A 25,907-nucleotide genomic window follows, 5' to 3' on the forward strand; every position below is an offset into this window, starting at 1 on the left:
CTTTCAGGTCCGGGTCCAGGCCGCGCCTCAGGTGCCGGAGGCCTCCGGAGTCGCCTCCTCGCCGCACCGCCGTTCCCGGGCGCCCTCCCGGGTGCGGGCCGCGCTCACCAGGCGGCGCGGGTTGCGGCGCAGATACTCGCCCTCCAGCTGCGCCATGCGCTCGTTGTGGGTCCGCAGCGCGTCGTTCGAGCCGTACAGGAGGGTGTCGTGGCGCGTGCGGTGGATCGTCTCCAGCTCCTTCATGAGCTGCTGGTCGTCCAGCCGGCTGGGGTCGACTCCGGTCATTGGTACCCCGCTCGTCGTGTCCGTGTCCGTGGGTCCCGGTCCGGGTACCCGCCCGGCAGGCAAGGCACTGCCCCCGAGCGGTTTCCGGGAGGAATCCATGGAGCTGGCGTTCCTGAATCCACTGTACGAACATCCGGGGTCCTGGGCCTCCGCATACGTCGACACCTCCCTGCACACGGAGGACCAGCAGCAACGGCGTCATCTGAACGCGGAAGCGGTCGCCCGGGAGCTGGCCCGGCAGGGTGCGGACGAGCCCACGTGCCGGGCGGTGCACGACGCCCTGGACGCGCTGCAGCGCTCGCCCGAGCCGTACGGCCGGGCGGTGTTCGCCCGGGACGGCGAGGTGGTCCTGGAGGTGCCGCTGACGCGGGGTCCGCAGGACGCCGAGGCGTACTGGGGTCCGCTGCCGCGGGTGACGCCCCTGCTGGACCTGGCCGGCGAGGACCCGCTGTCGCTGGTGGCCTACATCGACCGGACCGGGGCCCGGATCGAGCTGCGCAGCGCGCTGCTGCACGAGGAGGCCGGGCAGGTGACGGGCCGGCAGTGGCCGATGCACCGGTCGAAGGCCTCGGACTGGTCCGAGCGGCACTTCCAGCTGAAGGTGGAGGACACCTGGGAGCACAACGCCCGCGAGGTCGCCGAGGCGCTGGCCTCGTGTCAGGAGGAGACCGGCGCCGACCTGCTGATCCTGTGCGGGGACGACCGCGAGCGCAGGTCGGTGCACGAGCAGCTGCCGAAGGCGCTGCAGGACCGGGTGATGGAGACCTCGCGCGGCAAGGACAGCAACCTGCTGCCGCAGGAGGTGGAGGAGATTCGCGCCGAGCACGTACGGCAGCGGGTCCTGGCGGAGGTGGAGCGGTTCCGGGCGGCGCGGACGCCGGACGAGGAGCAGCGGGCGGCGGCCGTCGACGGGCTGCCGCGGCTGATCGAGGCGGCGCGCGAGCACCGGCTGGCCGAGCTGCTGATCCGCCCGGACGCGCCCGACACGCGCCGCGAGGTGTGGATCGGCGAGGACCCCGACCAGCTGGCGGCCCGCCGGGAGGAGCTGAAGGCCATCGGCGAGCGCCAGGCGTGGCAGGCCCGCGCGGACGACGCCCTGGTCCGGGCGGCCGCGGTCACCGGCGCACCGGTGATGTCGCTGACGCCGGTGCTGGAGGACACCGGTGACGAGCTCGCGGGCGGCCTGGGCGCACTGCTGCGCTGGAAGTGACCTCACCGTCACGGCACCGGACGCACGGGCGAGGGGCGCGGGGCGGTACCGATGTGCGGCTCCGCCGTGTGGGCGCGAGCCCCCACGACGGACCGGCACACGCGGTACGGCCCGCGCCCCGACGGCGAGAGGCCCGTGCTCCTAACGGACCCGCTCGACCCGGCGCTCGTCCCACACCGGTTCCGCCGTCTCACGCACGCGTCCGTCGGCGCCGAAAACGAGGTAGCGGTCGAAGGAGCGGGCGAACCAGCGGTCATGGGTGACGGCGAGGACCGTGCCCTCGAACGCCTCGAGGCCCTCCTGCAGGGCCTCGGCGGACTCCAGGTCGAGGTTGTCGGTCGGCTCGTCCAGCAGCAGCGCCGTCGCGCCGGCCAGTTCCAGCAGCAGGATCTGGAACCGGGCCTGCTGGCCGCCGGAGAGCCGATCGAAGGTCTGCTCGGCCTGCCCGGTCAGCTCGTAGCGGCGCAGCCGGGACATGGCCGCGCCGCGGTCCTGTGCGTGTTCCTGCCACAGGATGTCGAGCAGGGTGCGGCCGCGGAGTTCGGGATGCGCATGGGTCTGCGCGAAGTGCCCCGGTACGACGCGTGCGCCCAGCTTCCACCGGCCCGTGTGCGCGACGTCCTCGCCGGCCAGCAGCCGCAGGAAGTGGGACTTGCCGGAGCCGTTGGAGCCGAGGACCGCGACGCGTTCGCCGTAGAAGACCTCCAGGTCGAAGGGGCGCATCAGGCCGGTCAGTTCCAGTCCCGTGCAGGTGACGGCCCGTACGCCGGTGCGGCCGCCCTTCAGGCGCATGGTGATGTCCTGCTCGCGGGGCGGCTCCGGCGGCGGGCCGGCCTCCTCGAACTTGCGCAGCCGGGTCTGGGCGGCGGCGTACCGGGAGGCCATCTCGTGGCTGACGGCGGCGGCCTGCCGCAGGTTCAGGACCAGCTTCTTCAGCTGGGCGTGTTTCTCGTCCCAGCGGCGGCGCAACTCCTCGAAGCGGGCGAAGCGTTCGCGGCGGGCCTCGTGGTAGGTGGCGAAGCCGCCGCCGTGCACCCAGGCGTCGGCGCCGGCCGGGCCGGGCTCCACGGAGACGATCCGCTCGGCGGCGCGGGCGAGGAGTTCGCGGTCGTGGGAGACGAACAGGACGGTCTTGCGGGTCTGCCTGAGCTGTTCCTCCAGCCACCGCTTGCCGGGCACGTCGAGGTAGTTGTCCGGCTCGTCGAGCAGCAGCACCTCGTCGGTGCCGCGCAGCAGCGCCTCCAGCACGAGGCGTTTCTGCTCGCCGCCGGAGAGGGTGCGCACCTGGCGCCACTGTGCCTTCTCGTACGGCACGCCGAGCGCGGCCGTGGTGCACATGTCCCACAGCGTCTCGGCCTCGTAGCCGCGGGCCTCGGCCCAGTCGGCGAGGGCCTGCGCGTAGGCCAGCTGGGCGGCTTCGTCGTCGACGGTCATGATGGCGTGCTCGGCCTCGTCGACGGCCTTCGCCGCCTCGCGGATCCGGGGCGGGGCGACGGACACGAGCAGGTCCCGTACGGTCGTCTCGTCCCGTACGGAGCCCACGAACTGGCGCATCACGCCGAGGCCGCCGCTGACGGCGACGGTCCCGGCGTGCGGTTTCAGCTCACCGGAGAGCAGCCGCAGCAGGGTCGTCTTGCCCGCGCCGTTCGGGCCCACCAGCGCGGCGGTGGACCCTTCCGCCACCCGGAAGGACACATCCCCGAGCAGGGTCCTGCCGTCGGGGAGGTGGTACTCGAGGTGCGCGGCTTCCAGATGTCCCATGGGCAGGGATTCTCCGGGGCGGCGCCGGTGCCGGGCAAACGCTTATCGGCCGGCCCGCCGTCAGCACTCCCCCGCACTACCTCGCCGTGTCCACCGGCTCCCCCGTCGGCCCCGTCTCTCCGGCGGGCTGGACGGCGGCGCCCTCCCAGGACAGGGCCTTCCAGCCGTCGGACGGGGAGCCCTCCAGGACGACGACGCCGGTGTTGCTCAACGGGTGGGCGGCGGCGAAGGCGACGTCGACGTTGGCGGCGCGGGCGGCGGTCCACATGCGGATCGCGGCGCCGTGGCTGACCATCGCGACGGTGCGGGCGCCGCTCGCGGCGGCCTCGGCCGTCACGGCGTCGTACCGGGCCAGGGCCTCCTCGCCGTTCTCCCCGCCGGGGATGCGCGCCGCGGTGTCGCCGGCCGCCCAGGCGAAGATCGTGCGCATGTACACGCGGCCCTCGGCCGACTCGCCGGGCAGCATCTCCAGGTCGCCGGCGGACACCTCGCGGATGCCGTCCCGGACGATCACCTCCAGGCCCCGCTCGGCGGCCAGCGGCGCGGCGGTGAGCCGGGCGCGCAGCAGGGTGGAGGCGTACAGCGCCTCGATGTCCTCGCCGGCGAGCGCCTTCGGCAGTGCGGCGGCCTGCGCCTCGCCGAGCGGCGTCAGCGCGGGGCCCGGCACGGCGGTGTCCAGCAGGTGGCCGATGTTGGACGGGGTCTCGCCGTGTCGGACGAGGAGCAGGCGCATGCGCGGGGACTCCTTACGGCGCCGGCCGGGCGCCCGGCACGGACGCGCACGGCCCCGGCGCGGGCGGGCACAAGGAACGGGCACTTCAGGGTAACCGCACCTCATGAGCCCAGATGTGGACCTGACCGCGCGCATGACGAAGCGCAGCCCGCTGTGCCGGCTGCTGGACCTGGACGGCCGGCTGTTCGAGGCGGCGGCCGCCTGGCACTGGCCCGGCGCCGAACGGGTGCTGCCCCGCCTGAGCCGGGGGGCCAACCACGGGGTGCTGTGGTTCGCGACGGCCGCGGCGATGGCCGCGGTCCGCACCCCGAGGGCCCGCCGTGCCGCCGTCCGCGGCCTGGCCTCGCTCGGCGTGGCCTCGCTGGCCATCAACACGGTCGGCAAGCGCTCGGTGCGCCGGGCCCGGCCGGTGCTGGACCCGGTACCGCTGGTGCGCCAGTTGAAGCGGCAGCCGATCACCACGTCCTTCCCGTCGGGGCACGCGGCGTCGGCGGCGGCGTTCGCGACCGGCGTGGCCCTGGAGTCCCCGGCGTGGGGCGCCGCGGTGGCGCCGGTGGCGTTCTCGGTGGCGGCCTCCCGGGTGTACACGGGGGTGCACTTCCCGAGCGACGTGCTGGCGGGGGCGGCCCTCGGCGCGGGCGCGGCCCTCCTGGTACGGCGGCTGGTGCCGACCCGTGCACCGGCGCGGCACGGGGTCCGGTCGCGGGCCGAGGTGCCCGCGCTGCCGGAGGGCGAGGGTCTGGTGATGGTCGTCAACCGGGCCTCGGGGACGGCGGACCGGGTGCGCGCGCTCGGCGACGCACTGCCGCGGGCGGAGATCGTGGAGTGCGCGCCGGACGACGTCGGCGACGCGCTGACGAAGGCCGCGGACCGGGCCCGGGTGCTGGGCGTGTGCGGGGGCGACGGCACGGTGAACACGGCCGCGCGGATCGCGCTGCGGCACGGCCTGCCGCTCGCGGTGCTGCCCGGCGGAACCCTCAACCACTTCGCGCTCGACCTGGGCGTGGAGGACGAGCGTGACCTGGCCCGTGCGGTCCGGCACGGCGAGGCGGTGCGGGTGGACGCGGTCCGGTACGTCACCGGCGACGGCGAGGGCGTGTTCCTGAACACGCTGAGCCTGGGCGTCTATCCGGAGCTGGTGCGGGTGCGCACCCGCTGGTCGCGCCGGATCGGCGGCTGGCCGGCCGGGCTGCTGGCCGCGCTGCGGGTACTGCGCGCGGACCGGCATCCGCTGGAGGTGGAGCTGGACGGTACGCGGCGGCCGCTGTGGCTGCTGTTCGTGGGCAACGGGGTCTACCACCGGATGGGGCTCGCGCCCGGCCGCCGTACCGATCTCGCGGACGGGCTGCTGGACGTGCGGGTGGTGCACGGCGGCCGGCGGCCCGCGCTGCGGCTGCTGGCGGCGGCCGCGGCGGGCCCGTTGACCGGTTCCCCCGGGCACGCGGCGGTGCAGGTGAAACGGCTCCGGCTGACCGGCCTCGCACCGGGCACCCCGCTGGCGTACGACGGCGAGGTGACGGCCGTGTCGGGCGAGGTCACCGTGGAGAAGCTGCCGGAGGCGCTGACCGTCTACCGCCCGCTCACCACCGGGTCCTGACGAAAGGTCAGCGCTCCCACCTGACTACACATCAGTCCATTATGCAAAACAGCGGTCTCAACATTCGGCATGCGCGCGTACGGTGGGGCGTACCAGCGGTGACGAGGGTGAAGGGGAACAGCCATGCCGAAGGCACGGGAGACCGCCGTCTACACGCACGGGCACCACGAGTCGGTGCTGCGGTCGCACGTCTGGCGGACCGCGGAGAACTCCGCGGGCTATCTGCTGGGCGTCCTCAAGCCCCGCATGAGGATCCTGGACATCGGATGCGGGCCCGGCACCATCACGGCCGACCTGGCGGAACGGGTCCCGGACGGCCATGTCACCGGGGTCGACCACGCGCCTGACGTCCTGGAGCGGGCCCGGGCCACCGCCGCCGGGCGGGGTCTGACGAACGTGGACTTCGCGGTCGCCGACGTGCACGCCCTGGACTACCCGGACGACACCTTCTGCGTGGTCCACGCCCACCAGGTGCTGCAGCACGTCGGCGACCCGGTGCAGGCGCTGCGCGAGATGCACCGGGTGACGAAGCCGGGCGGGTTCGTCGCGGTACGCGACGGGGACTACGCGGCGATGACCTGGTACCCCGCGCTGCCGGGCCTGGACGACTGGCTGGACCTGTACGAGCGGGTGGCCCGCGGCAACGGCGGCGAGCCGGACGCCGGGCGCCGGCTGAAGGCGTGGGCGCTGGCCGCCGGGCTGACGGACATCACCGCCACCTCCAGCACGTGGACCTTCGCCACGCCCGAGGAGCGGGCCTGGTGGAGCGGCCTGTGGGCGGACCGCACCCTGGCCTCGGCGTACGCCGAGCGGGCCGTGGGCGGCGGTCACGCCACCCCGGAACAGCTGGCGGCCGTGTCCGAGGCCTGGCGGGAGTGGGGCCGGCGGGACGACGCCTGGTTCGCGGTGCTGCACGGGGAGATTCTGTGCCGTAAAGCTGTCTGATACATGGAAACAGTGCGCCGGAAAGAAGCCTGATCCGCGAAATTCGGGAAACACGGATCGCAGGAGGTTCACACTATGGTTCCCATCCTTCTGGTACTGCTTCTGGCGCTCATTCTTTTCGGCGTCGGATTTGCTGTAAAGGTTCTCTGGTGGGTCGCCCTGGCAGTGCTGGTGATCTGGCTGCTGGGCTTCCTGGTCCGCAGCACCACCGAGGCGGGCGGCAGGGGCCGCTGGTATCGGTGGTGAGTGAGCGGAGCGCCCCCGGCTAGTCGCGGGGCAGCAGCGGTCCGAGCGGCCCGAGGTCCAGATTCAGGTCCTCGGGCCGCAGTCCGTAGTGCTCGCGCAGTTCCGCCATGCGCTCGGCCAGCAGCATCAGGGTGAGCCCGATGCGCTCCTCCTGCTCCTCGGTCAGCTCACCCGTGTCGACGCGGCGCAGGGCCTGGCGTTCCATCAGCTGCCGCAGCAGTTCCACCACCGTCAGCACCAGTTTCACCAGTTCGCGCTCGACGGATTCGGGGTCCAGGTCGAGGTGGTTGCGGGGGGTCACAGGCCCTCCTCACGGCGGCCGGCGGGGAGCTCGAAAGGCGAGGGGACGGAGGCGTTCACCGAGCTGATCAGCGCGTTCAGATCGATCCGGACCAGGTCGACGTCCGCGATCCGCAGGGTGATGTCGCCGGTGATGACGACGCCCCCCGCGAGCAGTCGGTCCAGAAGGTCGACGAGTGCGATCTCGCGCCGTTCGACAACGGTCACGGCGCCGCCTCCCCCACGAACGAATAAGCGGCCCAGGGACCGGTGAGTTCCACCCGGATTCCGGGTTCCTCGTCCTTGGTGCGGTCCACCAGTTCCACGAATTCCTCGCACTCCTTACGGGGCACCAGATAAGCGGCGTTGAGAATGTTCCGGCCGGGCTCCGTGGCCAGCGCGGAATTCTGCGGTGCGTGCAGCCGGGAGTCCTCGGCGTGCCGGGAGAGGAGTTCGTGCAGCGAGTGGGCGAAGGCCTCGGCCCGCTGCCACCGGCTCTCCTGCGCCCGGCTGCTCTCGCGGCGCCGGCGCAGATAGTCCCGGCCGCTCGCGGGCCGCGCGGCGGCCTCGGGGGCGGGCTCGGCCTGCTCGGCGGGCTCGGGCTCCAGATACAGCTTGACGCCCCACTCCACCCGGCCCTCCAGCCGGTCCAGGGTGCGCCGGAAGTCGTCCTCGCGGGCCTCGATCATGGTGCGCACCCCGCTGCAGTCCCGGAACACGGTTCCGAGCCGGAGCGGCAGCGGTGTGGTGACCGTGGTGAGCGCGTCGATCACCCCCTGGTGCGCGCGGGCGGTGGCGGACAGCCAGTCCAGATCCTCCAGGTGGGCCTTGAGGGCCTCCTCGCCGAAGTCGGCCTCCGGGACCTGGCTGACGACCGCGACCAGCCCGTGGTGGTGCAGCAGCGCCGGAGGCGCGCCCCCGACGCCGGTCAGCTGTGACTGCAGGGGGGTCTCGAAGGGGCGGCAGACGGCGTAGACGTAGCGCAGCCCTGTCATGGTGCCTCCCTCGGTTCACGGCCGTGCTCCAGCGCCTCCAGCCGCTCCAGCCGCGCTCTCAGCTCCGCGTTCTCCCGGGTCAGCTCGTCGCGGCGGGCGCGGGAGGAGAGCGCCGGGTCGCTCTCCCACCAGTCGATACCCATCTCCTTGGCCTTGTCCACCGACGCGACGATCAGCCGCAGCTTGATGGTGAGAAGTTCGATGTCGAGCAGGTTGATCCGGATGTCGCCCGCGATGACGATGCCCTTGTCGAGCACCCGTTCGAGGATGTCGGCGAGGTTGGCCCCCGAGCCCTGCCCATAGGGCTCGGGGAACCGGCCCGGCGCCGCCCGGTTCGGTGTCGTCATCGACGGCTCCCGCGCTCGGCGTACTCGGGCTCTTCCTCCTCGTACTCCTCTTCCTCCTCGCCCTCATAGGGCTCTCCGGCCTCGTCCTCGTACTCGTCGGACTCCTCCCCGGCGCCCTCCTCGCCGCCTTCCTCCTCGTCCTCGTATTCGTCCTCGTCCTCGGCCTCGTAGCCGGTGTCCTCGCCCTCTTCTTCCTCGGCCTCTTCGCCCTCTTCCTCCTCGCCGGCGGGCTCCTCGGACTCCTTGCGCTGCTCTTCCTCCTCCTCGGCCACGGCGTCCTCGTGGCTGCGGACGACCTCGGCGTCGCGGATCTCGCCGCGCCAGCCCTCGTCCACCTCGCCCTTCATCGTGACGAAGCGGGCGAAGTGCTTCAGGTCCAGCCGGACCCGGCGGCCCTGGGCGCGCCAGATGTTGCCGGTCTTCTCGAACAAGCCGCTCGGGTAGTACTCGATGACCAGCAGGACGCGGGTCAGGTTCTCGCCGAGCGGGTGGAAGGTGACCACGCCCTTGGTGCTGCCCTTCGCGCCCTCCGAGGTCCACTCGATGCGCTGGTCCGGGACCTGCTCGGTGGTGGTGGCCTTCCAGCTGCGGCTGGACCAGAAGATCTTCGCCTGCCAGTCGGAGTGGGTGTCGTCGGCGCGGCTCGCGCTCTTGACGCCCTTGGCGAAGCTGCTGAAGTCCTGGAACTGGGTCCACTGGTCGTAGGCCGTGCGCACCGGGACGCCCACGTCGATGGACTCCATGATGACGGTCGGCTTGTTGCCGCCGCCCTTCTTCTTCCCCTTTCCGCCGCCCCCGAGGCTCTTGACCGCGCCCATCACGTTGTCCTTGGCGCGCGATGCCCCGAGTTCCAGTGCCGTGCGCAGCGGGCCCTTGCCCTCGGCGAGCTTGCGCCCGCCGTCGAGCGCCAGCTTGGCGAAGCCCGGGCTCCTGCCCTCGGCGATGTCGTTGAGCTTGCCGGTGGTCTCGCCGAGCTTGCGGCCGAGGCCGACCAGCATGCGCTGGGCCTGTGCGCCCAGGTACTCCTGCGCCTCCGCCTTCAGGCGGTCGGCGGCCTCGCTGTGGGCGAGGTCCTTGAGCGGGCCGGCCAGGTCCGACGCGGTGCCGGTGGCCTTGCCGGCCGCTCCCGTGGCCCGTCCGGCCGCGCCGGTGGCCGATCGGAGGGCTTCGGTCATCGGTCGTCACCGCCCTTCGCCGGCCGGGAACGGCCGCCGCGGGCGGCGCTTCCGGCCCCTGCCGTCTGCTTCGCGGCCGTCTTGCGGGCCGCACCGGTCTTCTTGGCCGTCTTCTTGGCGGCCGTCTTGCGGGCAGCGGCACCGCGCTCCCCGTCCTTGCGGCCGGGCGCCTTCTTCTGCGCGGCCTTCTTGGCCGGGCGCTCACCACGCTGCTCGTCCTCGCGGCCTTCGTCCGCGTCGCCCGCCCGGTCGCCCGTCCCGGACTCGCGATCGGCGGAGTCCTCGCGGCTCTCCCCGCGCTCCGCGTCCTCGCCGGTCTCCTGCTCCTCGTCCTCGCCGGTCTCCTGCTCGTTCTTCGAGCCGGTGCCGGGCACCGATCCGGAGACCTGGCCCCGCACCCGCTCGGTGCGGCTGTGCAGCCGGTCGGCGAGCGCGGTCATCTGCCGCTCGACCAGGGCCCCGGACGCGGCCTTGCCGACGCCCTGCAGGTCCTGGCGCAGCTGGTCGCCGATCTCCTTGAACTGCGGGTTGTCCCGCAGCTGCTGGTTGACCAGCTGAGCCACACCCCGCGGGGTCAGGTTCAGCTTCTTGCCCGCCACGACGGAGCCGACCGCCATGGCCATCTTCAGTTTCCTGGTACGCCCCAGGAGGTATCCCGCTCCCAGGGCGAGACCCAGTGCCGCACGGTTCATCGTGTCGTCCCGTCGCCAGTGGTGTCGGCGGAGTGCAGGGCGATCTCCAGCCGGTCGAGCAGTTCGTCCTCGCGCCGGTCGAACTCCTCGTCGGTGATCTCGCCCGCCTCCAGCTGTTCTTCGAGGCGAGCCAGCTCGGCCCGTACGGTGGCGGGGTCGTAGTAGATCCGTTCCGCCTCACGGAGCACCTGCCTGATCGCCCACGCGCTGCCCCGCACCGGCGCGAACGGCAGCAGCAGGACCTCGCTGATCAGTCCCACGGTGTTCCTCCCTTCCGTCCGGGTCCGTACGAGCCCGGGCCCGTCACGGTGCGCCGTGTCCGGCGCCGGCCGTGCTGCCGGCGGGCTCGGCGGGGCCGGGCTCGACGAAGCTGTACGGCGGCAGCGGCCCGTTGACGCGCAGCTCCAGGTGGGGGTGGCTCTCGCGGACCGCCTCCACGGCGGCGAGGAAGTCCTCGGCCGCGGTGCGCGGGACCAGGAACGACACGTTCATCAGCCAGCCGGTGGACTCCGGCCCCACGGCCACCGCGGCGGCGGACGGCTCGAGCAGGTTCTGCACCTCGTCGGCGTCCTCGGTCTCCTTGGCCTTCACGGCGGTGGCGACCATCTCGCCGAGCCGCACCTTGTCCTCGTACGTGCCGCCGCCCGCCTTCCGGTTGGCCTCGGCGAGCGCGCGCAGTTCGGCGTTCTCGGCCATCACACGGTGCAGGACCGCGTCCTCGACGTGGGTGGCCTTGACGTTGTACTCGACCTTGCCGTCCAGTTCGCGCAGCCGCTCCAGATAGTGCTCGGCCCGCTCCGTCAGCACCTGGGCGACGGTGTCGTCGTCCGGCGAGACGCTGCCGAAGCGCATCGGCAGCACACAGCCGGCCGCGCCGGTCTCGGCGAGCACGTTCTGGTGGGCGAGCAGGTCGCGGCGTTTGGGGCGCAGGTCCTCGGGGGCGTCGCTGACCACGGCCGCCAGATCGCCGGCACTGATCACACGCACCGGTCGGGGCGGCTCCCCGATCCCGGCCATGCCCTCGGGGAGGGCCGGGTGCGACCGGGCGGTGATTCCGTAGACGTACGTGCTCACTCCTGCTCCTCCTTACGGCGCACCGTCTTGCGGGGACGCGGCCGCTCGGCCTCTTCCTGGTCGCGTTCGCCGCGGGCCTGCTTGAAGGCGTCGGATATGGTCTCGGCGGCGCCGGACAGGGCTCCCTTCGACTTGCCCTGGGCTCCGGACTCGGTGACCTCGCCCACGATCTCGGGCAGCCCGGGGCTCTTGCTGGGTCCGGCCTCGAGGTCGAGGCGGTTGCACGCCTCGGCGAAGCGCAGGTAGGTGTCGACGCTGGCCACGACGACCCGCACGTCGATCTTCAGGATCTCGATACCGACCAGGGAGACGCGCACGAACGCGTCGATCACCAGTCCCCTGTCCAGAACCAGTTCCAGTACGTCGTAGAGGCCGCTGGTGCCGCCTCCGCCTCCGGTCTGCTGTGCCGGGACAACGGTCATGCCGGCCGTTCCTCCTCGTTGTCGGTCGGGGTCACGGGCGCTCACAGGCGCGGCGGGCGGTGCGGCGGCCTAGCGGCCGCCGGGCCGACGTGCGTCGGACCGCCCGCGTTCGTAGCGCTGGACGCGCCGGTACCCGGTGATCAGGCCCTGCTGGTCGAGTTCGACCAGGTAGCTCGCCATCAGGCTCATGGTGTCCGGGACCCGTGCGAGTTCGAGGACCTCCATCTCGAGCGTCCATCCGTCCTCGGTCTGCTCGAAGGAGGTCACCGATTCGGGGGCGAGTCCGGTGAGTTCGGCGAGCTGGGCGCGCGCCCCGCGCAGTACTTCCATGGGCGTGGGCCGTCGCTCGTCCGCCGTGCTGCGCTCGTCCGTGGCGTGTGACTCCTGTGAATCTTGGTCTTCTTGTGAGCTTGGTGACTGGGATGTGTTCTTTGTGTTCGACATGGCCACCTCCCTCTGCGGGTGGCCCCTCATCCCATGGCCAAACCTTCAGGAGCCGAGGTCCTCCAGCCGGCGCCGGGCGGGGCCCAGCGAGCGGCCCCGGCCCGGCAGGCCGGCCCAGGGGTCGGTGCGGGCCTGTTCGGCGGCGTCGGCGAGGGTCCAGCGGCGGGCGTCGAGCCCGGGATCGTCCAGCTGGTCCCAGGACAGCGGTACGGCGACGGGGGCGCCGGGGCGGGCGCGGACGGTGTAGGGGGCGACGGCGGTCTGGGCGTAGGCGTTGCGCTGCACGTCGAGGTAGAGACGGTCGCCGCGGGCGTCCTTGCGGGCTGCGGTGGTGAACCGGTCCGGGTATCGGGACGCCAGCAACCCGGCGGCGGCGCGCGCGAATTCGCGGACCTCGTCGAAGCCGGCGCGGCCGTCGAGGCGGACCACGACGTGGAGTCCGCGCGAGCCGGTGGTCATGGGGGCGGCGGGCAGCTCCAGGTCGTCCAGCAGCTCCTTGAGCCGGCCGGCCGCCTCGCGCACCGGGGAGAAGTCGTCGCCGGGAGGGTCGAGGTCGAACACGAGCTGGTCGGGGTGGTCCGTGCCGCCGGCCCGGTCGGTGCGCGACAGCCAGCGGTGCAGGGTGATGCAGGCCTGGTCGGCCAGGTAGAGAAGGGTGGCGGTGTCGTCGCAGACGGCGTGCGTGACCGTGCCGCCCTCCTTGGCGACCACGGCGCGGGTGATCCAGTCCGGGTAGTGCTCCGGGACGTTCTTCTGCATGAACCGCTGGGCGTCGATGCCGTCGGGATACCGCTCCAGCATCAGCGGGCGGCCCCGCAGATGCGGCAGCATGGCCGGTGCGACGGACCGGTAGTAGTCGGCGAGGTCGCCCTTGGTGTACTCCTTGGCGCCGGAGCCGCCGGGGAAGAGGACCTTCCCCGGCCGCTGGATCCGCACCGTGCGGCGGCCCGCCCGTATGGACCGCGCGTCGCCGCTCATCGCACGACCGCCTCCTCGACCAGGAGTTTCGCCGCCGCCGTGATGCCCGCTGCGTCGATGCCGGCCGCGTGCAGCTGCTCGTCGGGCGCGGCCGAGCCCGGCATGGTGCGCACCGCGAGCCGGACCAGCCGGGGCACGGGACGGCCGTCGGCGAAGACCTCCGCGACCGCGTCGCCGAGGCCGCCCTCGGCGTGGTGGTCCTCCACGGTGAGCAGGCAGCCGGTCTCCTCGGCGGCCCGGCGCAGCGTGTCCGCGTCGACGGGCTTGACCGAGTACAGGTCGATCACCCGGACCCGGATGCCGTTCTCGGCCAGCCGGTCGGCCGCGGTCAGCGCCTCGGGCACGGTGACCCCGGCCGCGACGACCGTCAGCCGGTCCTCCTCGCTCTCCCGCAGCGTCTTGCTGCCGCCGACCGGGAACTCCTCGTCGGGGCCGTAGAGCACCGGGGTCTTGCCGCGTGAGGTGCGCAGATAGCGCATCCCGTCGAGGCCGGCCATGGCCGCGACCAGCCGGGCGGTCTGGTTGGCGTCGCACGGGTACAGCACGGTCGAGCCGTACACGGCGCGGAACATCGCCAGGTCCTCCAGGCCCATCTGCGAGGGCCCGTCCTGGCCGATGGCGACGCCGGCGTGCGAGCCGACCAGGTTGATGCCGGAGCCGCTGATGGACGCCATCCGCACGAAGTCGTGGGCGCGGGTGAGGAACGCGGCGAACGTCGAGGCGTACGGCAGCCAGCCCCGGGCGGCCATGCCGACGGCTGCGGCGACCAGCTGCTGCTCGGCGATGTAGCACTCGAAGAAGCGGTCCGGATGGGCCTTGGCGAACTCCTCGGTGCGGGTGGAGTCGCCGACCTCGCCGTCCAGGGCGACGACATCGCCGCGGGCGCTGCCGAGCGCGGCGAGGGCCGCGCCGAAGGCGTCCCGGGTGGCCACCTGGTCGCCCTGGTCGTAGCGCGGCAGCTGGAGCACCTCGGTGGTCAGGTCGCGCAGCGCGGCGGCGGCCGGCGGCTCGTGCACCCGCACGTGCAGGGAGCGCGGCCCGCCGAGCTCGGCGACGGCCTCCTCGGCGTCGGGCAGCGGCTTGCCGTGGTGGCCCTCGAGGTCCTCGACGGCGGCGACGCCCTTGCCCTTGAGGGTGCGGGCGAGGATCGCCACGGGCTGCCCGGCCGTGGACAGCGCCTCGCCGTAGGCCCGGTCGATCTTGTCGACGTCGTGGCCGTCGATCTCGACGGTGTGCCAGCCGAAGGCCTGGAAGCGGCGGGCGTAGGCGTCCAGGTCGTGCCCGTGCCGGGTGGGCCCGCGCTGGCCGAGCCGGTTGACGTCGACGATGACGATCAGGTTGTCCAGGTGCTCGTGCCCGGCGTGTTCGGCGGCCTCCCAGACCGAGCCCTCCGCCAGCTCGCTGTCCCCGCACAGCACCCACACCCGGTACCCGGTGCGGTCCAGGCGCTTGCCGGCCAGGGCGATGCCCACGCCGACCGGCAGGCCCTGGCCGAGGGAGCCGGTGGCCGTCTCCACCCAGGGCAGCCGCCGGGGCGTCGGATGCCCCTCCAGCCGGCTGCCGAGCCCCCGGAAGGTGAGCAGCTCGCCGTCCTCGATCGCCCCGGCCGCCTTGTAGGCGGCGTACAGCAGCGGTGAGGCGTGCCCCTTGGACAGCACGAACCGGTCGTTGGCGGGGTGCTCGGGGCGTTCGAAGTCGTAGCGCAGATGGTGGGCGAGCAGCACGGCCATCAGATCGGCGGCGGACATCGAGGACGTGGGATGCCCGGACCCCGCGGCGGCGGACGCCCGCACGCTGTCCACGCGCAACTGCTGTCCGAGTTCGACGAGTTCGTCGGTGTTCATGGATCTCCTTGTGATGAGTCGAGGGGGGTACGGCCCCGAAGGAGCCGGGCGGCCGGGCACAGTGGGCGGGGTCACCCGTCGGCCGGCTCCCCGGGCGCCGGGGGATCGGTGCGCCTGACCGGGCCGGGGGCGGGGTGGTCGCCGGGCTCGTGCCCGGCGGCGGGCGGCTGCGCCGCCCGTTCACGTCCCTGTTTCCCCTCCGGTCCGCCGGGGACGCGCGGCAGCTCGGGGGACGCCGAGTCCAGGGGCACCGACCAGGACCGTACGAGGCCCAACTGGACGCCCTGGCGCGGCAGTACGGCGTCCAGCAGCCAGTCCGCGGCCACCCGGATCCGGTTGCCGGGCAGCGCGGCCAGGTGGTAGCCGCGGGTGACCGCGCCGGCCGCCGGGCCGGACAGCGGGACGCCGAACGGGTTGGCGGCGGCCCGCGCCCCGCCCAGGTCGACCGCGAAGCCCAGGTCGCGATGGCGGTACGGCCGCCGGCGCCTGCCGAGGCCGAGCGAGGCGGCCACGTTCTCCCCGGCCACCCGGCCCTGCCGCCAGGCGTGCTGGGCCGTCATCGGGGTGAACGACCCGGGCTGCTCCAGGTCCGGTACGGCGGCCGCGTCCCCGCAGGCGAACACCTCGGGCCGGCCCGGCAGCCGCAGATACGGGTCGACGATCAGCCGGCCCCGCTCCAGCGGCTGTCCGACCGCCTCCACCAGCGGGTCGGGCCGTACCCCGACACACCACACCAGCGTCCGGGACGGCACGAACTCCCCGTCGGTGAGCAGCACCCCGTCGTGAGTGGCCTCCTTCACCGAGGTGCCCATCCGCACGTCGACGCCCCGCCCCCGCAGCACCCGGTCGGCGGTGCGGGACAGCCGCTCGGCCAGCTCCGGCAGCACCCGTGGCGCCACGTCCAGCAGGATCCAGCGCGGCCGGACGGGCAGCCGGTGCCGGCGCGCCAGCCGGTCGGTGAGCAGCTGCATCTGCGCGGCCACCTCGGTGCCGGTGTAGCCGGCGCCCACCACGACGAAGGTGCAGCGGGCCGCGCAGACCTTCGGGTCGTCCTCGGTGGCGGCCAGCTCCACCTGGCGGGTCACGTGGTCGCGCAGGTACAGCGCCTCGGGCAGCCCGCGGAAGCCGTGCGCGTGCTCGGCGATCCCGGGCACGGGCAGCAGCTTGTGGACGCTGCCGACGCCGAGCACCAGCCGGTCGTAGCCGAGGGTGCCGATGCCGCCCTCCGGGTCGGCGTAGTGCACGGTGCGGGCGTCGAGGTCGACGTGGTCCGCCTCGCCGAGCACCATCCGCACCCCGCGCAGGGTGCCCGGCAGCGACACGGTGACCCTGCGGGCCTCCAGGCTGCCGGCGGCGACCTGGGGCAGCAGCGGCAGGTACAGGAAATAGTCGGTCGGGTTCAGCAACGTGACGTCGGCCCGGTCCCGGGTCAGCCGGGCCAGTGTGCGGGCGGCCCGGTACCCGGCGAACCCGGCGCCGACGATCACGACATGAGGTCGGCTCACGGTGCGCCTCCGGCGGTGCGGCTCGTCCGAGGCTTTCCGCGTAACCGGGGCCGGGGCACCCAAACGCCGGGCGGGTCACCCGTACGCGCCCCGCGGCACCCGAACGCCGCTCCGCGTTTTGTGCCGTGCGCCCCGGTTACCCGGGCCCGGACCGGATCACGCGGAGGTGCTTTCCATGCCCGAGTACGGCTATTTCCTGGCGAGCGAGGAGCACAGCCCGGCCGCGCTCGTCGAGCAGGCCCGGATGGCCGAGCAGGCCGGATTCCGGGCGCTGTGGATCTCCGACCACTTCCACCCGTGGAACGACGCGCAGGGGCAGAGCCCGTTCGTGTGGTCCGTGATCGGCGCCCTGTCGGAGGCGGTGTCCCTGCCGATCGAGACGGCGGTGACCTGTCCGACCGTGCGGATGCACCCGGCGGTGACGGCGCAGGCCGCGGCGACCAGCGCGGTGATGACCGGGGGCCGCTTCCGGCTGGGCGTGGGCACCGGCGAGGCGCTGAACGAGCACATCCTGGGCGACCGCTGGCCGCCGACGCACGTGCGCCTGGAGATGCTGGAGGAGGCCATCCAGGTGATGCGCCGGCTGTTCACCGGCGAGGAGGTCAACCACCGCGGCACCCACTACACCGTGGAGAACGCCCGCCTCTACACCGTCCCGGACGAGCCGGTCCCCATCGACATCTCCGGATTCGGCCCGAAGGCGATCTCGCTGGCCGCCCGGGTGGGCGACGGGTACATCAGCATGATGCCGGACGACGAGATGGTGACTCGGTTCCGCAAGGGCGGCGGCGGCGCGAAGCCGGTCAGCGGCGGGACGAAGGTGTGCTACGGCACCGACCGCGAGGAGTGCGTCCGTACGGTGCACCGGCTCTGGTACAACGAGCTGCTGCCCGGCGAGATGGGCCAGGTGCTGCCGTCGCCGCGGCACTTCGAGCAGCTCCACGAGCTGGTCACCGAGGACATGGTGCGGGAGAAGGTCGTGTGCGGGGACGACGCCGACCAGCACGTGGCCGTGCTGAAGTCGTTCGCCGACGCCGGGTTCGACCGGGTGTATGTGAACCAGATCGGGCCCGATCAGCAGGGGTTCTTCGACTTCTACCGGACGAAGGTGCTGCCGCAGCTGCCCTGATCCGCGGTGCCCTGCACACGTCCGCCCGGTCCAACTAGGCTCTGGCGCATGGAGATTCTGGGCGCCTCGCTGCGCATCTGCGTCGACGACCTCGATACCGCGATCCCGTTCTACGAGCGGCTCGCCGCCGGCAGAGCCCTGCGGTTCGAGCGCGGCGGGGTGCAGGTGGCCGCGATCGGCTCCTTTCTGCTGATGAGCGGGCCGGAGGAGGAGCTGGAGATCCTGCGCAAGGTGGCGGCGACCATCGCGGTGAAGGACGTCGAGGAGGCCCACCGGCTGCTGACGGAGCTCGGCGCCCGGATCCTCGCGGGTCCGGTGCCGACGCCGGTGGGCCGCAATCTCCTCGCCATGCACCCGGACGGGTCGGTGTTCGAGTACGTCGACCAGCGCGGCTGAGCCCGTCGAAAACCCCGGCAGAGCACCCTGTCAGGGCACCCCGTCAGGGCGCGTCGGGCATCCGGAAGTCGTAGCGGGCGGGAAGGGGCTCGTCCGTGAGCCGGGACCACAGCCGGCCCAGCGCCTCCTCGCCCTCCCGCAGGTCGGCCACCTCGAACCCGGCGTCGAACACCGCCCGGGCCTCGGCGGGCCGGCCCTCCGCGAGCAGCAGCCCGGCCTCCAGGAGCCGGAAGCGGCCGCGCTCGCGGACGGCGGGCAGCAGCCGGTCGAAGACCGCGCGCGCCTCGGCCGTCCGCCGCACCCGGAGCAGCGCCTCGAGGGCCTCCCGGCCGAGCGCGGCCACGGCGGCCGTCCACGCCTCGCCGTCGTCGCGCCGCTCGCGGCACAGGTCGTCGAAGGCGTCCGCGCACCGGTCGGCGGCCCGCTCGTGGTGGCCGGCCTCCTGGTCGGCCACGGCCAGGCAGCGCAGCAGCGGCCACAGGGACGGGGCGAGTCCGAGGGCGCGCTCCCAGCTGCGGACCGCCTGCGCGCGGTCGCCGGCGTGCCACTGGGCGACTCCGAGGTGGTACTCGGTGTGCGGGGTGGCGGGCGCGGTCTCCAGCATGTCCCGCCAGTGCGGGGCGACGAGGGTCTCGCCCGGCGGCCGCACCCGGCGCGGCTCCGGCAGTGAGCCGGTGCGCAGCAGTTCCCGCCACGGCGCCTGGGCCTCGCCGAGAGTGGATTCGGGGAACGGGGTGCCGGGCAGCTTCCAGTCCGCGCGCAGCACTTCGAGCGCCCCCCAGCCGGAGCCGGCGGCCAGGATCTCGCCGGGCTCGGTGTCGGCGCACGGCTGCCACGCCGCGTACGCCTCCTCGACGCGGGCCCGGGGCAGGACGGACTCGAGGCGCTCCTCGGCGTCCCGCACCACCCGGTCCCACTCCCCCTCGGGCGGGGCGTCGAGCGGGCCGTACGCCTCCAGCCAGGACACCTCGCTCTCCGCCTCCAGCCGGACGTGTTCCAGCTGGGTGCGGGCGAGCCCGGCCTGGATCTCGCAGTAGCCTCCGGTGCCGGGTTCGGTGAGCCACTCCTGCCAGCGCCGGCCGCCGGGCAGATGGCCCCACACGAACAGCTTGCGGCCGCGCAGGGTGTCGGTGGACGTCTGCACCAGCCCGTGGCCGCCGGCGTCCAGCGCGGCGATCCAGCGGCGGCGGCCGTCCGGCACCTCGTAGAAGTAGTCGGCGGCGTAGGGGCTGTTGAGGGGGTAGGTGCGGTCGATGCCGTCGTACGACGGGACGGGGACCCTGCGCAGCCGGCGCTCGTAGCCGATGGGGGTACCTCCCACGCCCTTAAGGCAGTGGGGGAGCCAGGCCTCCTCGGCGGGGGCCAGGACCCGGCACTCCTCCGGCACCGCGATGTTGGACCACCAGTACGTGGGCGCCGGCCGCTCGTGCGGGTTGCGGACGCGGACGCCGACGTAGAGGAAGTCGGAGCCGTCGGGCAGCCACAGGTCGACCTGGAAGGGCAGGTCGCGCAGCCGCTCCCACTCCCACAGGCGCAGCATCTCCCCGCCGTCCGGGGCCGGGACGCGGGCGGCGTGCAGGGGTGCGCAGGACAGGGTGGTGTGGCCGGTGGCGCCGATGTTCCATTCGATGCCGCCGGAGTACCAGGCGCCGTTGAGGGCGAAGTTGGCGGGCTGGAACACCGGGTTGGCATAGAGGAGTTCGCGTCCGGTCGGCAGGTGGACCAGGGAGGCCACGCGGCCGCCGAGGCCGGGCAGGACGGTGGCGCGCAGCCGGTCGTTCTCGATCACCAGGGCGTCTAGGGGGCGGGGCTCGCGGGTTCTGCCGTAGCCGTCGCGGACGCGGACCGGGAGCAGGCTGCGCAGCGGCTCGTAGCCCAGCTGGCGGGCCATGTCCCTGGGCATGCCGTCCCGGTCCCGGTCGTCGATGCGGTGGACCTCGTCGAGGGGGCGCAGCGGGGGCAGGGGGTTGTCCGGGCCCAACGGCGCGGCGGGCAGCGTCAGTACCTCACGTCGGATCCTCGTCACGATCACCATGGAACCCGGCGCGGGCCGTCCCGGCCAGGGGACGTGCCGGTCAGGATTGCGCAAAGGGTGTGCTCAGGCGGTGGACTCCCGTGTCCCGGCGCGCATCTCCACGGTGAGCGCCCAGCGTTCGTGGTCGCGCCAGGCGCCGTCGACGAAGAGCATGGCCGGGGAGAACCCCTCCAGCCGGAAGCCGGCACCGCGCGCCAGCGCGATGGAGGCGGTGTTGCCGGGCTGTACGTTGATCTCCAGCCGGTGCAGCCCGAGCGGCCCGAAGGCGTGGTCGACGACCAGGCCGAGGCCCTCGCGCATCAGACCGCGCCCGGCGGCGTGCGCGAAGGCCCCGTAGCCGAGGGCGCCGCACTGGAAGGCGCCGCGCACGATGTTGTTGATGTTGATGTATCCGGCGATGTCCCCGCTGTCCCTCTCGCACACCAGGAAGCCGGCCTTCGCGGGGTCCTCGATCAGCGGGCGCGTGTAGGCGGCGTAGGCCTGCTCGTTGTCCGGCGGGAACAGCCAGGGCCGGTGCAGGTCCTTGCTCTCGCGGACCCGCGCGGTGAACTCGGGGCCGTCCTCGAGGGTGAAGTGGCGGATGGCGACGCGGGGACCCTCGGCGAGGTAGTGGGGCGCGGTGTGCGGCATCCGGCCAGGGTAATACGGCGTTCCGGCCGGGGCCGTCGGCGCGACGGGTCACCGCGTACGTGCCGCGGTTCAGCGCAGCGCGGGCTCCTCCAGGGTCAGCGTGCCCGCGTCGGCGTCGAGTTCGGCCGCCACGCCGAAGGGGATCGTCAGGGCGCCCGCGCAGTGCCCGAAGCCGAACTCCTCCGCCACCGGCACACCGAGCGCGCCGAGCCGGTCGGCGAGCAGCGGGCGCACCTCGGCGTAGGCGGAGCACTCCTCCCAGGAGCCGAGCAGCACCCCGCGCACCCCCTGAAGCCAGCCCGCGCGCAGCAGCTGGGTGAGATACCGGTCCAGCCGGTACGTCTCCTCGCCCACGTCCTCCAGGCACAGCAGCCCGCCGGCCGCCGAGGCGCGCGCGTGCGGAGTGCCCAGCTCCGCGGCGAGCAGGCTCAGACAGCCGCCGAGGGTGATGCCGCGCGCCCGGCCGGGCACCAGGGCGGTGCCGCGGGAGGCGATGGTGCGCACCGTCTCCGGGGCGAACAGCGTGGCCCGCAGATGCTCCTGGGCCGCGGCGTTCTTGAGGAAGTCGACGCCGGCCGCCATCGGCCCGTGCAGCGTGGCGAGGCCCAGCCGGGCGGCGAAGGCCTCGTGCAGCGCGGTGATGTCGCTGAAGCCGACGAACACCTTCGGTCCGGCCGCCCGCATCGCCTCCCAGTCCAGCAGGTCGGCCATGCGCTGCGCGCCGTATCCGCCGCGGGCGCACAGCACCGCGTCCACCGACGGGTCGCACCAGGCGTTCTGGAGGTCCGCAGCGCGGTCGGCGTCGCGGCCGGCGAGGTAGCCGAACTCGGTGTGCCGGTCGAGCACATGGGGCGCCACGACCGGGTCGAGGTCCCAGCCGCGCAGCACGTCGAGCCCCGCCTGGAGGCGCTCCTCGGGCACCGGTCCGCTGGGGGCGACGACGGCCACCCGGGCGCCCGGGGCCAGCCGCGCCGGCCGCGTCAGTTGCTTCACGTGTGCAGCTCCAGTCTCGGGACGCCGGGCACGTCCAGCTTGAACACCTGGGCGTACAGGGAGAGTTCGGCCTCCAGGGCGCGCACCATGGTCTCCGCCCGGCGGAAGCCGTGCCCCTCCCCCTCGAAGGTGAGGTAGGCGTGCGGCACGTCACGGCCGGCGATCCGGGCGAGGAAGTGTTCGCACTGGGCGGGCGGGCAGATCACGTCGTCCAGGCCCTGGAGCAGCAGGAAGGGCGCGGTGAGCCGGTCGGCGTGGGCGGCCGGGGAGCGCTCGGCGTACCGGGCGGGCACCTCGGCGTAGGGGCCGATCAGCGACTCCAGGTAGCGGGACTCGAAGTCGTGGGTGTCCCCCGGGCCCCAGGCGGTCAGGTCCAGCACCGGGTACAGGATGGTGCCGCAGGCGTAGACGTCGGTGGTGGTCAGGGAGGCGGCGGTGGTCCAGCCGCCCGCGCTGCCGCCCCGGACGGCGAGCCGGGCGGGGTCGGCGGTGCCCTCGCCGGCCAGGGCCCGGGCGACGGCGGCGCAGTCCTCGACGTCGACCACGCCCCACTGCTCGCGCAGCCGCTCCCGGTAGGCCCGGCCGTATCCGGTGGAGCCGCCGTAGTTCACCTCGGCGACGCCGATGCCGCGGGAGGTGAAGTAGGCGATCTCCAGGTCGAGCACGAGCGGCACCCGGCTGGTGGGGCCGCCGTGCGCCCAGATGACGTAGGGCGGCAGCTCGCCGTCGGGGGCGGTGTGTCCGGGGTGGTGCGGGGGGTAGACGTGGGCGTGCACCTCGCGGCCGTCCGGGCCGGTGAAGACGCGGATCTGCGGCTCCGGGTAGTACGCGGGGTCGACGGCGTCCCGGTGCCGGGCGCCGATCGCGCGGGCCCGGCCGGTGGCGGTGTCCAGTTCGACCACCTCGTAGGCGGTGCGCGGACTGGCGCCGACCGCGATCACCCGGGTGCCGTGGGCCGCGAGATGGGCCGGGAACTCGGTCCACGGGCCGGCGGCGTCGACGATCTCGCCGGATTCCGGGTCCAGGACGCCGAGTACGGCCGGTCCCTTGCCGTGGACGACCGCGATCAGCCCGTTGTCGAGCGGCGCGAACCAGCGCAGCCCGAGCTGCCAGAGGGGGCCGCCGAACTCCTCCTCGCGCGGGCACAGCGGGGTGCCGTCGCGGTAGAGGTTCCACCAGCCGCTGCGGTCGCTGCTGTAGAGGAGCCTGCCGTCCGCGTCCCACTCCACCTGTGCGACGGCCTCCTCGGGTCCGCCGGCGACGGTCCGCACGTCGTGCAGGGTGCCGTCGTCGGCGACGTCGGCCACGAGCAGTTCCGTGCCGTCCCACGGCATGCGCGGATGGTCCCAGGCGAGCCAGGCGGCGCGCCGGCCGTCGGGGGCGAGGCGTGCCCCGGTGACGAACCGGTGCCGGTCGTCGGTGAGTTCCCGGACGGCGCCCCGGTCCTCGGCGGCCGAGCCGTCCAGCGGCACGGCGGCCAGGACGCGCCGCAGGTCACTGGGGCCGTCGCCGGTGAACTCCTCCAGCACGCACCAGACCTCTCCGCGCTGAAGGTCCACGCGCGGGTCGGCCCAGCGCAGCCCGCCGCCCACGGCCGACACCGGGGTGAGCGGGCGCGGCTCGGCGCCGGGTTCGTACCGGCAGAGCCGCTGGTCGGCGAAGTGGACGAAGACGACGAGGGGGTGCCCGTCGTGTACGGTCCCGGCCCAGGGCCGGCCGCCGTACTCGATGACGCGGCTGCGCACGTTCCAGGGCGCGGGCAGCACGGACTCCTCGGTGCCGTCGGCGCGGCGCCGTATCAGGGCGCGGCGGCCGCCCTCGGTGGGCCGGGGCTCGGTCCACCAGGTCTCGTCCCCGACGAATCCGGTCCACTCCGGCCGGCCGTCGTGCGCGGCGGCCAGGGCCGCGTCGACGGGCGACGGCCAGGAACCGTACGGTGTGGTGATCATCTCGTCCCCCATCCCCTAGGCCGTGCGCAGGAACCGGTCGAGCACCCGCACGCCGAAGTGCAGCGCCTCGACGGGCACGCGCTCGTCCACGCCGTGGAACAGCGCCTGGTAGTCGAGGTCTTCGGGCAGCTTCAGCGGGGCGAAACCATATCCGGTGATGCCGAGCCTGGAGAACTGCTTGGCGTCCGTGCCGCCCGACATGCAGTACGGCACCACGTGTCCCTCGGGCGCGAACTCCTCGACGGCGGCCCGCATCTTCGCGTACGTCGGCGAGTCCACCGGTGCCTGGAGGGCCACCTCCCGGTGCGCGAACTCCCAGTGCACGTCCGGACCGGTCAGCCGGTCGAGGGTGGCGGTGAACTCGTCCTCGCCGCCGGGCAGATACCGTCCGTCGACGTGGGCGACGGCCTCGCCGGGGATGACGTTCAGCTTGTAACCGGCGTCGAGCATCGTGGGGTTGGCGCTGTTGCGGATCGTCGCCTCGACCAGCTTGGCGGCCGGGCCGAGCTTCTCCAGCAGCCGGTCCACGTCCCGGAAGTCCGGCTCGATGCCGTACAGCGCGGCGAGTTCGGTGAGCGCGGAGCGGACGGTGGGGGTGAGCCTCAGCGGCCACTCGTGCTCGCCGATCCGGGTGACGGCGGCGGCTAGCCGGGTCACCGCGTTCTCCCTGTTCACCTTGGAGCCGTGTCCCGCCCGGCCGCGCGCGGTGAGCTTGAGCCAGCCGGTGCCCCGCTCCCCCGCCGCGATCGGGTAGAGCTGCCGGCCGGCGCCGTCGTGGAAGGTGAAGGCGCCTGACTCGCTGATGCCCTCGGTACAGCCCTCGAAGAGGCCGGGATGCTGGTCGGCGAGGAAGCCGGAGCCGTCCTCGGCGCTGGCCTCCTCGTCGGCGGTGAAGGCGATGACGAGGTCCCGGCGGGGCCGCACGCCCTGCCGGGCCCAGGACCGGACGACCGCGAGGATCATCGCGTCCATGTTCTTCATGTCGACGGCGCCGCGCCCCCACACCACCCCGTCGCGGATCTCCCCGGAGAAGGGGTGCACGCTCCAGTCGGCGGCCTCGGCGGGCACCACGTCGAGGTGGCCGTGGACCAGCAGGGCGTCGGCGGCCGGGTCGGTGCCCTCGATCCGGGCGACGACGTTGGTGCGGCCCGGGGTGCGCTCCAGCAGCACCGGTTCCAGGCCGGCCCCGGCCAGCCGCTCGGCGGCGTACTCGGCGGCGGGCCGCTCCCGGCAGTCCCCGCCGCCCCGGTTGGTGGTGTCGATGCGGATCAGGCCCGAGGTGAACTCCACGACCTCGTCGAGGGCCTGCCGGTCGGGCTGCCGGTCAGCCATACTGCTCCTCCACGGCGGCGGAGACCACGGTGGTGACCGCCTTGAACGCCCTGATCCCCTCGTACATCGTGGCGCTCGTGTACGCCACCTTCCGCTCCCCGGTCCGGGCGACCCCGGGCACGACGGTCGCGGCCATCGCCAGGTGCTCGGCGTCGAACTCGACGGCCACGGTGAACGGCCCGGCGTCGACGGGTTCGTGGCGCACCGCCAGCCGGGCGGCCTCCTTGGCGGCGGCGCGGATGTCGGCGGCCGTGCGCGCCGGTGTCCGGCACACCGCCGCATACCGGGACACATGGTCCTTCACCGCGACCTTCAGCGCCTCGGGCGCGTAGCCGAGCGCGTCCTCGCAGGCCACGTCGTCGCCGGTGACGAGGACGACGGGGACGCCGTACTCGGCGACGACGCGCGCGTTGAGCAGTCCCTCGCTGGCGCGGACGTCGTTCAGCCAGACGCCGGTGATCTGGTTGGCGAGGTAGGTGTGGGCGAGGACGCCCTCCATGCCGGCGCCCGCGTGGTAGCCGACGAACGCGATGCCGTCGACGTCGCCGTGCTGCACGCCCTCGACCATGGACAGCGCCTTGTGCCGGCCGGTGAGCATCTCCACCCGCTCGTCGAGGTGCTCCAGCAGCAGGTTGCGCATGGTCCAGTGGGCCTCGTTGACGAGTACGTGCTCTGCCCCGCCGTCGAAGAAGCCCTGTACGGCGGCGTTCACGTCCGAGGTGAACATCGACCTGCACCGCTCCCACTGCGGCGTGCCCGGCAGCACGTCGGCCGGCCAGGTGACGCCCGTGGCCCCCTCCATGTCGGCACTGATCAGGATCTTCATGCTGCGTCACGTTACGCGCCGGACGGCGGCAAGGCTACGACTCGGAACGAGCCGTCACGCGGCGCGCTGCTGCCGGACCCGGATC

27 protein-coding genes and 1 pseudogene are annotated in these 25,907 nt (G+C 73.6%); 6 read left to right on the forward strand and 22 right to left on the reverse strand.

Annotation, left to right across the window (positions count from 1 at the left end; all coding sequences use genetic code 11):
* Positions 1-27: 27 nt before the first annotated feature.
* Positions 28-310 (reverse strand): annotated as a pseudogene (locus OG956_RS06180) (DUF6158 family protein); the annotation flags it as partial.
* 72 nt (positions 311-382) lie between these two features.
* Here OG956_RS06180 and OG956_RS06185 point away from each other — a divergent pair.
* The gene (locus OG956_RS06185; RefSeq protein WP_330336926.1) at positions 383-1,495 is read left to right on the forward strand and encodes a baeRF2 domain-containing protein; all 1,113 of its coding nucleotides are present in this window, start codon (positions 383-385) and stop codon (positions 1,493-1,495) included.
* A 141-nt stretch (positions 1,496-1,636) separates the two neighbouring features.
* Here OG956_RS06185 and OG956_RS06190 read toward each other — a convergent pair whose 3' ends face one another.
* Both OG956_RS06190 and OG956_RS06195 read right to left on the reverse strand, forming a co-directional pair.
* Complete coding sequence (locus OG956_RS06190) at positions 1,637-3,256, reverse strand: ABC-F family ATP-binding cassette domain-containing protein (RefSeq protein ID WP_330336927.1); 1,620 nt, start codon at positions 3,254-3,256, stop codon at positions 1,637-1,639.
* 76 nt (positions 3,257-3,332) lie between these two features.
* Positions 3,333-3,989 carry a histidine phosphatase family protein gene (locus tag OG956_RS06195; protein ID WP_330336928.1) on the reverse strand — a complete coding sequence of 219 codons (657 nt, stop codon included), beginning with the start codon at positions 3,987-3,989 and terminating at the stop codon, positions 3,333-3,335.
* 103 nt (positions 3,990-4,092) lie between these two features.
* On the opposite strand from OG956_RS06195, the gene OG956_RS06200 reads away from it, so the two are divergent.
* The 3 genes from OG956_RS06200 to OG956_RS06210 all read left to right on the forward strand — a co-directional run bounded on the left by OG956_RS06200 (position 4,093) and on the right by OG956_RS06210 (position 6,777).
* Positions 4,093-5,586 carry a bifunctional phosphatase PAP2/diacylglycerol kinase family protein gene (locus OG956_RS06200; protein ID WP_330336929.1) on the forward strand — a complete coding sequence of 498 codons (1,494 nt, stop codon included), beginning with the start codon at positions 4,093-4,095 and terminating at the stop codon, positions 5,584-5,586.
* 123 nt (positions 5,587-5,709) lie between these two features.
* The gene (locus OG956_RS06205) at positions 5,710-6,531 is read left to right on the forward strand and encodes a class I SAM-dependent methyltransferase (RefSeq protein WP_330336930.1); all 822 of its coding nucleotides are present in this window, start codon (positions 5,710-5,712) and stop codon (positions 6,529-6,531) included.
* A 75-nt stretch (positions 6,532-6,606) separates the two neighbouring features.
* Positions 6,607-6,777, forward strand: a complete 171-nt coding sequence (locus OG956_RS06210; protein WP_330336931.1) for a hydrophobic protein — start codon at positions 6,607-6,609, stop codon at positions 6,775-6,777.
* 19 nt (positions 6,778-6,796) lie between these two features.
* On the opposite strand, the gene OG956_RS06215 is transcribed toward OG956_RS06210, so the two are convergent.
* From OG956_RS06215 to OG956_RS06275, 13 genes are all read right to left on the reverse strand, one after another.
* Positions 6,797-7,078 carry a gas vesicle protein K gene (locus OG956_RS06215; RefSeq protein WP_330336932.1) on the reverse strand — a complete coding sequence of 94 codons (282 nt, stop codon included), beginning with the start codon at positions 7,076-7,078 and terminating at the stop codon, positions 6,797-6,799.
* Positions 7,075-7,284, reverse strand: coding sequence for a gas vesicle protein (locus OG956_RS06220; protein WP_330336933.1), 210 nt, complete (start codon positions 7,282-7,284; stop codon positions 7,075-7,077). Before OG956_RS06220 ends, OG956_RS06215 begins: the two co-directional genes overlap by 4 nt.
* The gene (locus OG956_RS06225; RefSeq protein ID WP_330336934.1) at positions 7,281-8,051 is read right to left on the reverse strand and encodes a GvpL/GvpF family gas vesicle protein; all 771 of its coding nucleotides are present in this window, start codon (positions 8,049-8,051) and stop codon (positions 7,281-7,283) included. Before OG956_RS06225 ends, OG956_RS06220 begins: the two co-directional genes overlap by 4 nt.
* Complete coding sequence (locus OG956_RS06230) at positions 8,048-8,398, reverse strand: gas vesicle protein (RefSeq protein WP_330336935.1); 351 nt, start codon at positions 8,396-8,398, stop codon at positions 8,048-8,050. Before OG956_RS06230 ends, OG956_RS06225 begins: the two co-directional genes overlap by 4 nt.
* On the reverse strand, positions 8,395-9,573 hold the full coding sequence (locus tag OG956_RS06235) for an SRPBCC family protein (protein WP_330336936.1): 1,179 nt from the start codon (positions 9,571-9,573) through the stop codon (positions 8,395-8,397). The genes OG956_RS06230 and OG956_RS06235 overlap by 4 nt, the downstream gene beginning before the upstream one ends.
* A complete protein-coding gene (locus OG956_RS06240) occupies positions 9,570-10,265 on the reverse strand; it encodes a DNA primase (protein WP_330336937.1) in 696 nt (231 codons plus the stop codon). The genes OG956_RS06235 and OG956_RS06240 overlap by 4 nt, the downstream gene beginning before the upstream one ends.
* Entirely contained in the window at positions 10,262-10,525 is a 264-nt protein-coding gene (locus tag OG956_RS06245) for a gas vesicle protein GvpG (RefSeq protein ID WP_330336938.1), read from the reverse strand. Before OG956_RS06245 ends, OG956_RS06240 begins: the two co-directional genes overlap by 4 nt.
* A gap of 43 nt (positions 10,526-10,568) precedes the next feature.
* On the reverse strand, positions 10,569-11,339 hold the full coding sequence (locus tag OG956_RS06250; protein WP_330336939.1) for a GvpL/GvpF family gas vesicle protein: 771 nt from the start codon (positions 11,337-11,339) through the stop codon (positions 10,569-10,571).
* The gene (locus OG956_RS06255; protein WP_330336940.1) at positions 11,336-11,761 is read right to left on the reverse strand and encodes a gas vesicle structural protein GvpA; all 426 of its coding nucleotides are present in this window, start codon (positions 11,759-11,761) and stop codon (positions 11,336-11,338) included. The genes OG956_RS06250 and OG956_RS06255 overlap by 4 nt, the downstream gene beginning before the upstream one ends.
* Before the next feature lie 69 nt (positions 11,762-11,830).
* Positions 11,831-12,205, reverse strand: a complete 375-nt coding sequence (locus OG956_RS06260; RefSeq protein WP_330336941.1) for a gas vesicle protein GvpO — start codon at positions 12,203-12,205, stop codon at positions 11,831-11,833.
* Between the two features lie 45 nt (positions 12,206-12,250).
* Positions 12,251-13,183: a non-homologous end-joining DNA ligase gene (ligD, locus tag OG956_RS06265; RefSeq protein WP_330336942.1), complete on the reverse strand. Its 933-nt coding sequence runs from the start codon at positions 13,181-13,183 to the stop codon at positions 12,251-12,253.
* The gene (locus tag OG956_RS06270) at positions 13,180-15,027 is read right to left on the reverse strand and encodes a transketolase (RefSeq protein ID WP_330336943.1); all 1,848 of its coding nucleotides are present in this window, start codon (positions 15,025-15,027) and stop codon (positions 13,180-13,182) included. Before OG956_RS06270 ends, ligD begins: the two co-directional genes overlap by 4 nt.
* 71 nt (positions 15,028-15,098) lie before the next feature.
* Positions 15,099-16,532: an NAD(P)/FAD-dependent oxidoreductase gene (locus OG956_RS06275; protein WP_330336944.1), complete on the reverse strand. Its 1,434-nt coding sequence runs from the start codon at positions 16,530-16,532 to the stop codon at positions 15,099-15,101.
* Positions 16,533-16,707: 175 nt separating this feature from the next.
* On the opposite strand from OG956_RS06275, the gene OG956_RS06280 reads away from it, so the two are divergent.
* Together OG956_RS06280 and OG956_RS06285 are read left to right on the forward strand one after the other, a co-directional pair.
* Entirely contained in the window at positions 16,708-17,661 is a 954-nt protein-coding gene (locus OG956_RS06280) for an LLM class F420-dependent oxidoreductase (protein WP_330336945.1), read from the forward strand.
* A 48-nt stretch (positions 17,662-17,709) separates the two neighbouring features.
* Positions 17,710-18,057: a VOC family protein gene (locus OG956_RS06285; protein ID WP_330336946.1), complete on the forward strand. Its 348-nt coding sequence runs from the start codon at positions 17,710-17,712 to the stop codon at positions 18,055-18,057.
* Positions 18,058-18,100: 43 nt separating this feature from the next.
* Here OG956_RS06285 and OG956_RS06290 read toward each other — a convergent pair whose 3' ends face one another.
* From OG956_RS06290 to OG956_RS06315, 6 genes are all read right to left on the reverse strand, one after another.
* A complete protein-coding gene (locus OG956_RS06290; RefSeq protein WP_330336947.1) occupies positions 18,101-20,092 on the reverse strand; it encodes a DUF5107 domain-containing protein in 1,992 nt (663 codons plus the stop codon).
* A gap of 63 nt (positions 20,093-20,155) precedes the next feature.
* Positions 20,156-20,722, reverse strand: coding sequence for a GNAT family N-acetyltransferase (locus tag OG956_RS06295; protein WP_330336948.1), 567 nt, complete (start codon positions 20,720-20,722; stop codon positions 20,156-20,158).
* 69 nt (positions 20,723-20,791) lie between these two features.
* Positions 20,792-21,715 (reverse strand): S66 peptidase family protein, encoded by a 924-nt coding sequence (locus tag OG956_RS06300; RefSeq protein WP_330336949.1) that lies wholly within the window; start codon positions 21,713-21,715, stop codon positions 20,792-20,794.
* The gene (locus OG956_RS06305) at positions 21,712-23,664 is read right to left on the reverse strand and encodes a prolyl oligopeptidase family serine peptidase (RefSeq protein WP_443065537.1); all 1,953 of its coding nucleotides are present in this window, start codon (positions 23,662-23,664) and stop codon (positions 21,712-21,714) included. Before OG956_RS06305 ends, OG956_RS06300 begins: the two co-directional genes overlap by 4 nt.
* 15 nt (positions 23,665-23,679) lie before the next feature.
* Positions 23,680-24,996, reverse strand: a complete 1,317-nt coding sequence (locus tag OG956_RS06310; RefSeq protein WP_330336951.1) for a M20/M25/M40 family metallo-hydrolase — start codon at positions 24,994-24,996, stop codon at positions 23,680-23,682.
* A complete protein-coding gene (locus OG956_RS06315; RefSeq protein WP_330336952.1) occupies positions 24,989-25,822 on the reverse strand; it encodes a M55 family metallopeptidase in 834 nt (277 codons plus the stop codon). The genes OG956_RS06310 and OG956_RS06315 overlap by 8 nt, the downstream gene beginning before the upstream one ends.
* Positions 25,823-25,907 lie beyond the last annotated feature (85 nt).

This window comes from Streptomyces sp. NBC_00557 (assembly GCF_036345995.1).
Taxonomy (GTDB): domain Bacteria; phylum Actinomycetota; class Actinomycetes; order Streptomycetales; family Streptomycetaceae; genus Streptomyces.

Excerpts from the sequence above, each read along its gene's own strand:
- OG956_RS06295 (WP_330336948.1), bottom strand. The coding sequence starts at position 20,722 with ATGCCGCACACCGCGCCCCACTACCTCGCCGAGGGTCCCCGCGTCGCC.
- OG956_RS06260 (WP_330336941.1), bottom strand. The coding sequence starts at position 12,205 with ATGTCGAACACAAAGAACACATCCCAGTCACCAAGCTCACAAGAAGAC.
- OG956_RS06305 (WP_443065537.1), bottom strand. The coding sequence starts at position 23,664 with ATGATCACCACACCGTACGGTTCCTGGCCGTCGCCCGTCGACGCGGCC.
- OG956_RS06315 (WP_330336952.1), bottom strand. The coding sequence starts at position 25,822 with ATGAAGATCCTGATCAGTGCCGACATGGAGGGGGCCACGGGCGTCACC.
- OG956_RS06290 (WP_330336947.1), bottom strand. The coding sequence starts at position 20,092 with ATGGTGATCGTGACGAGGATCCGACGTGAGGTACTGACGCTGCCCGCC.
- OG956_RS06225 (WP_330336934.1), bottom strand. The coding sequence starts at position 8,051 with ATGACAGGGCTGCGCTACGTCTACGCCGTCTGCCGCCCCTTCGAGACC.
- OG956_RS06195 (WP_330336928.1), bottom strand. The coding sequence starts at position 3,989 with ATGCGCCTGCTCCTCGTCCGACACGGCGAGACCCCGTCCAACATCGGC.
- OG956_RS06310 (WP_330336951.1), bottom strand. The coding sequence starts at position 24,996 with ATGGCTGACCGGCAGCCCGACCGGCAGGCCCTCGACGAGGTCGTGGAG.
- OG956_RS06200 (WP_330336929.1), top strand. The coding sequence starts at position 4,093 with ATGAGCCCAGATGTGGACCTGACCGCGCGCATGACGAAGCGCAGCCCG.
- ligD (WP_330336942.1), bottom strand. The coding sequence starts at position 13,183 with ATGAGCGGCGACGCGCGGTCCATACGGGCGGGCCGCCGCACGGTGCGG.
- OG956_RS06205 (WP_330336930.1), top strand. The coding sequence starts at position 5,710 with ATGCCGAAGGCACGGGAGACCGCCGTCTACACGCACGGGCACCACGAG.
- OG956_RS06185 (WP_330336926.1), top strand. The coding sequence starts at position 383 with ATGGAGCTGGCGTTCCTGAATCCACTGTACGAACATCCGGGGTCCTGG.
- OG956_RS06190 (WP_330336927.1), bottom strand. The coding sequence starts at position 3,256 with ATGGGACATCTGGAAGCCGCGCACCTCGAGTACCACCTCCCCGACGGC.
- OG956_RS06235 (WP_330336936.1), bottom strand. The coding sequence starts at position 9,573 with ATGACCGAAGCCCTCCGATCGGCCACCGGCGCGGCCGGACGGGCCACG.
- OG956_RS06280 (WP_330336945.1), top strand. The coding sequence starts at position 16,708 with ATGCCCGAGTACGGCTATTTCCTGGCGAGCGAGGAGCACAGCCCGGCC.
- OG956_RS06210 (WP_330336931.1), top strand. The coding sequence starts at position 6,607 with ATGGTTCCCATCCTTCTGGTACTGCTTCTGGCGCTCATTCTTTTCGGC.
- OG956_RS06230 (WP_330336935.1), bottom strand. The coding sequence starts at position 8,398 with ATGACGACACCGAACCGGGCGGCGCCGGGCCGGTTCCCCGAGCCCTAT.
- OG956_RS06240 (WP_330336937.1), bottom strand. The coding sequence starts at position 10,265 with ATGAACCGTGCGGCACTGGGTCTCGCCCTGGGAGCGGGATACCTCCTG.
- OG956_RS06270 (WP_330336943.1), bottom strand. The coding sequence starts at position 15,027 with ATGAACACCGACGAACTCGTCGAACTCGGACAGCAGTTGCGCGTGGAC.
- OG956_RS06255 (WP_330336940.1), bottom strand. The coding sequence starts at position 11,761 with ATGACCGTTGTCCCGGCACAGCAGACCGGAGGCGGAGGCGGCACCAGC.
- OG956_RS06285 (WP_330336946.1), top strand. The coding sequence starts at position 17,710 with ATGGAGATTCTGGGCGCCTCGCTGCGCATCTGCGTCGACGACCTCGAT.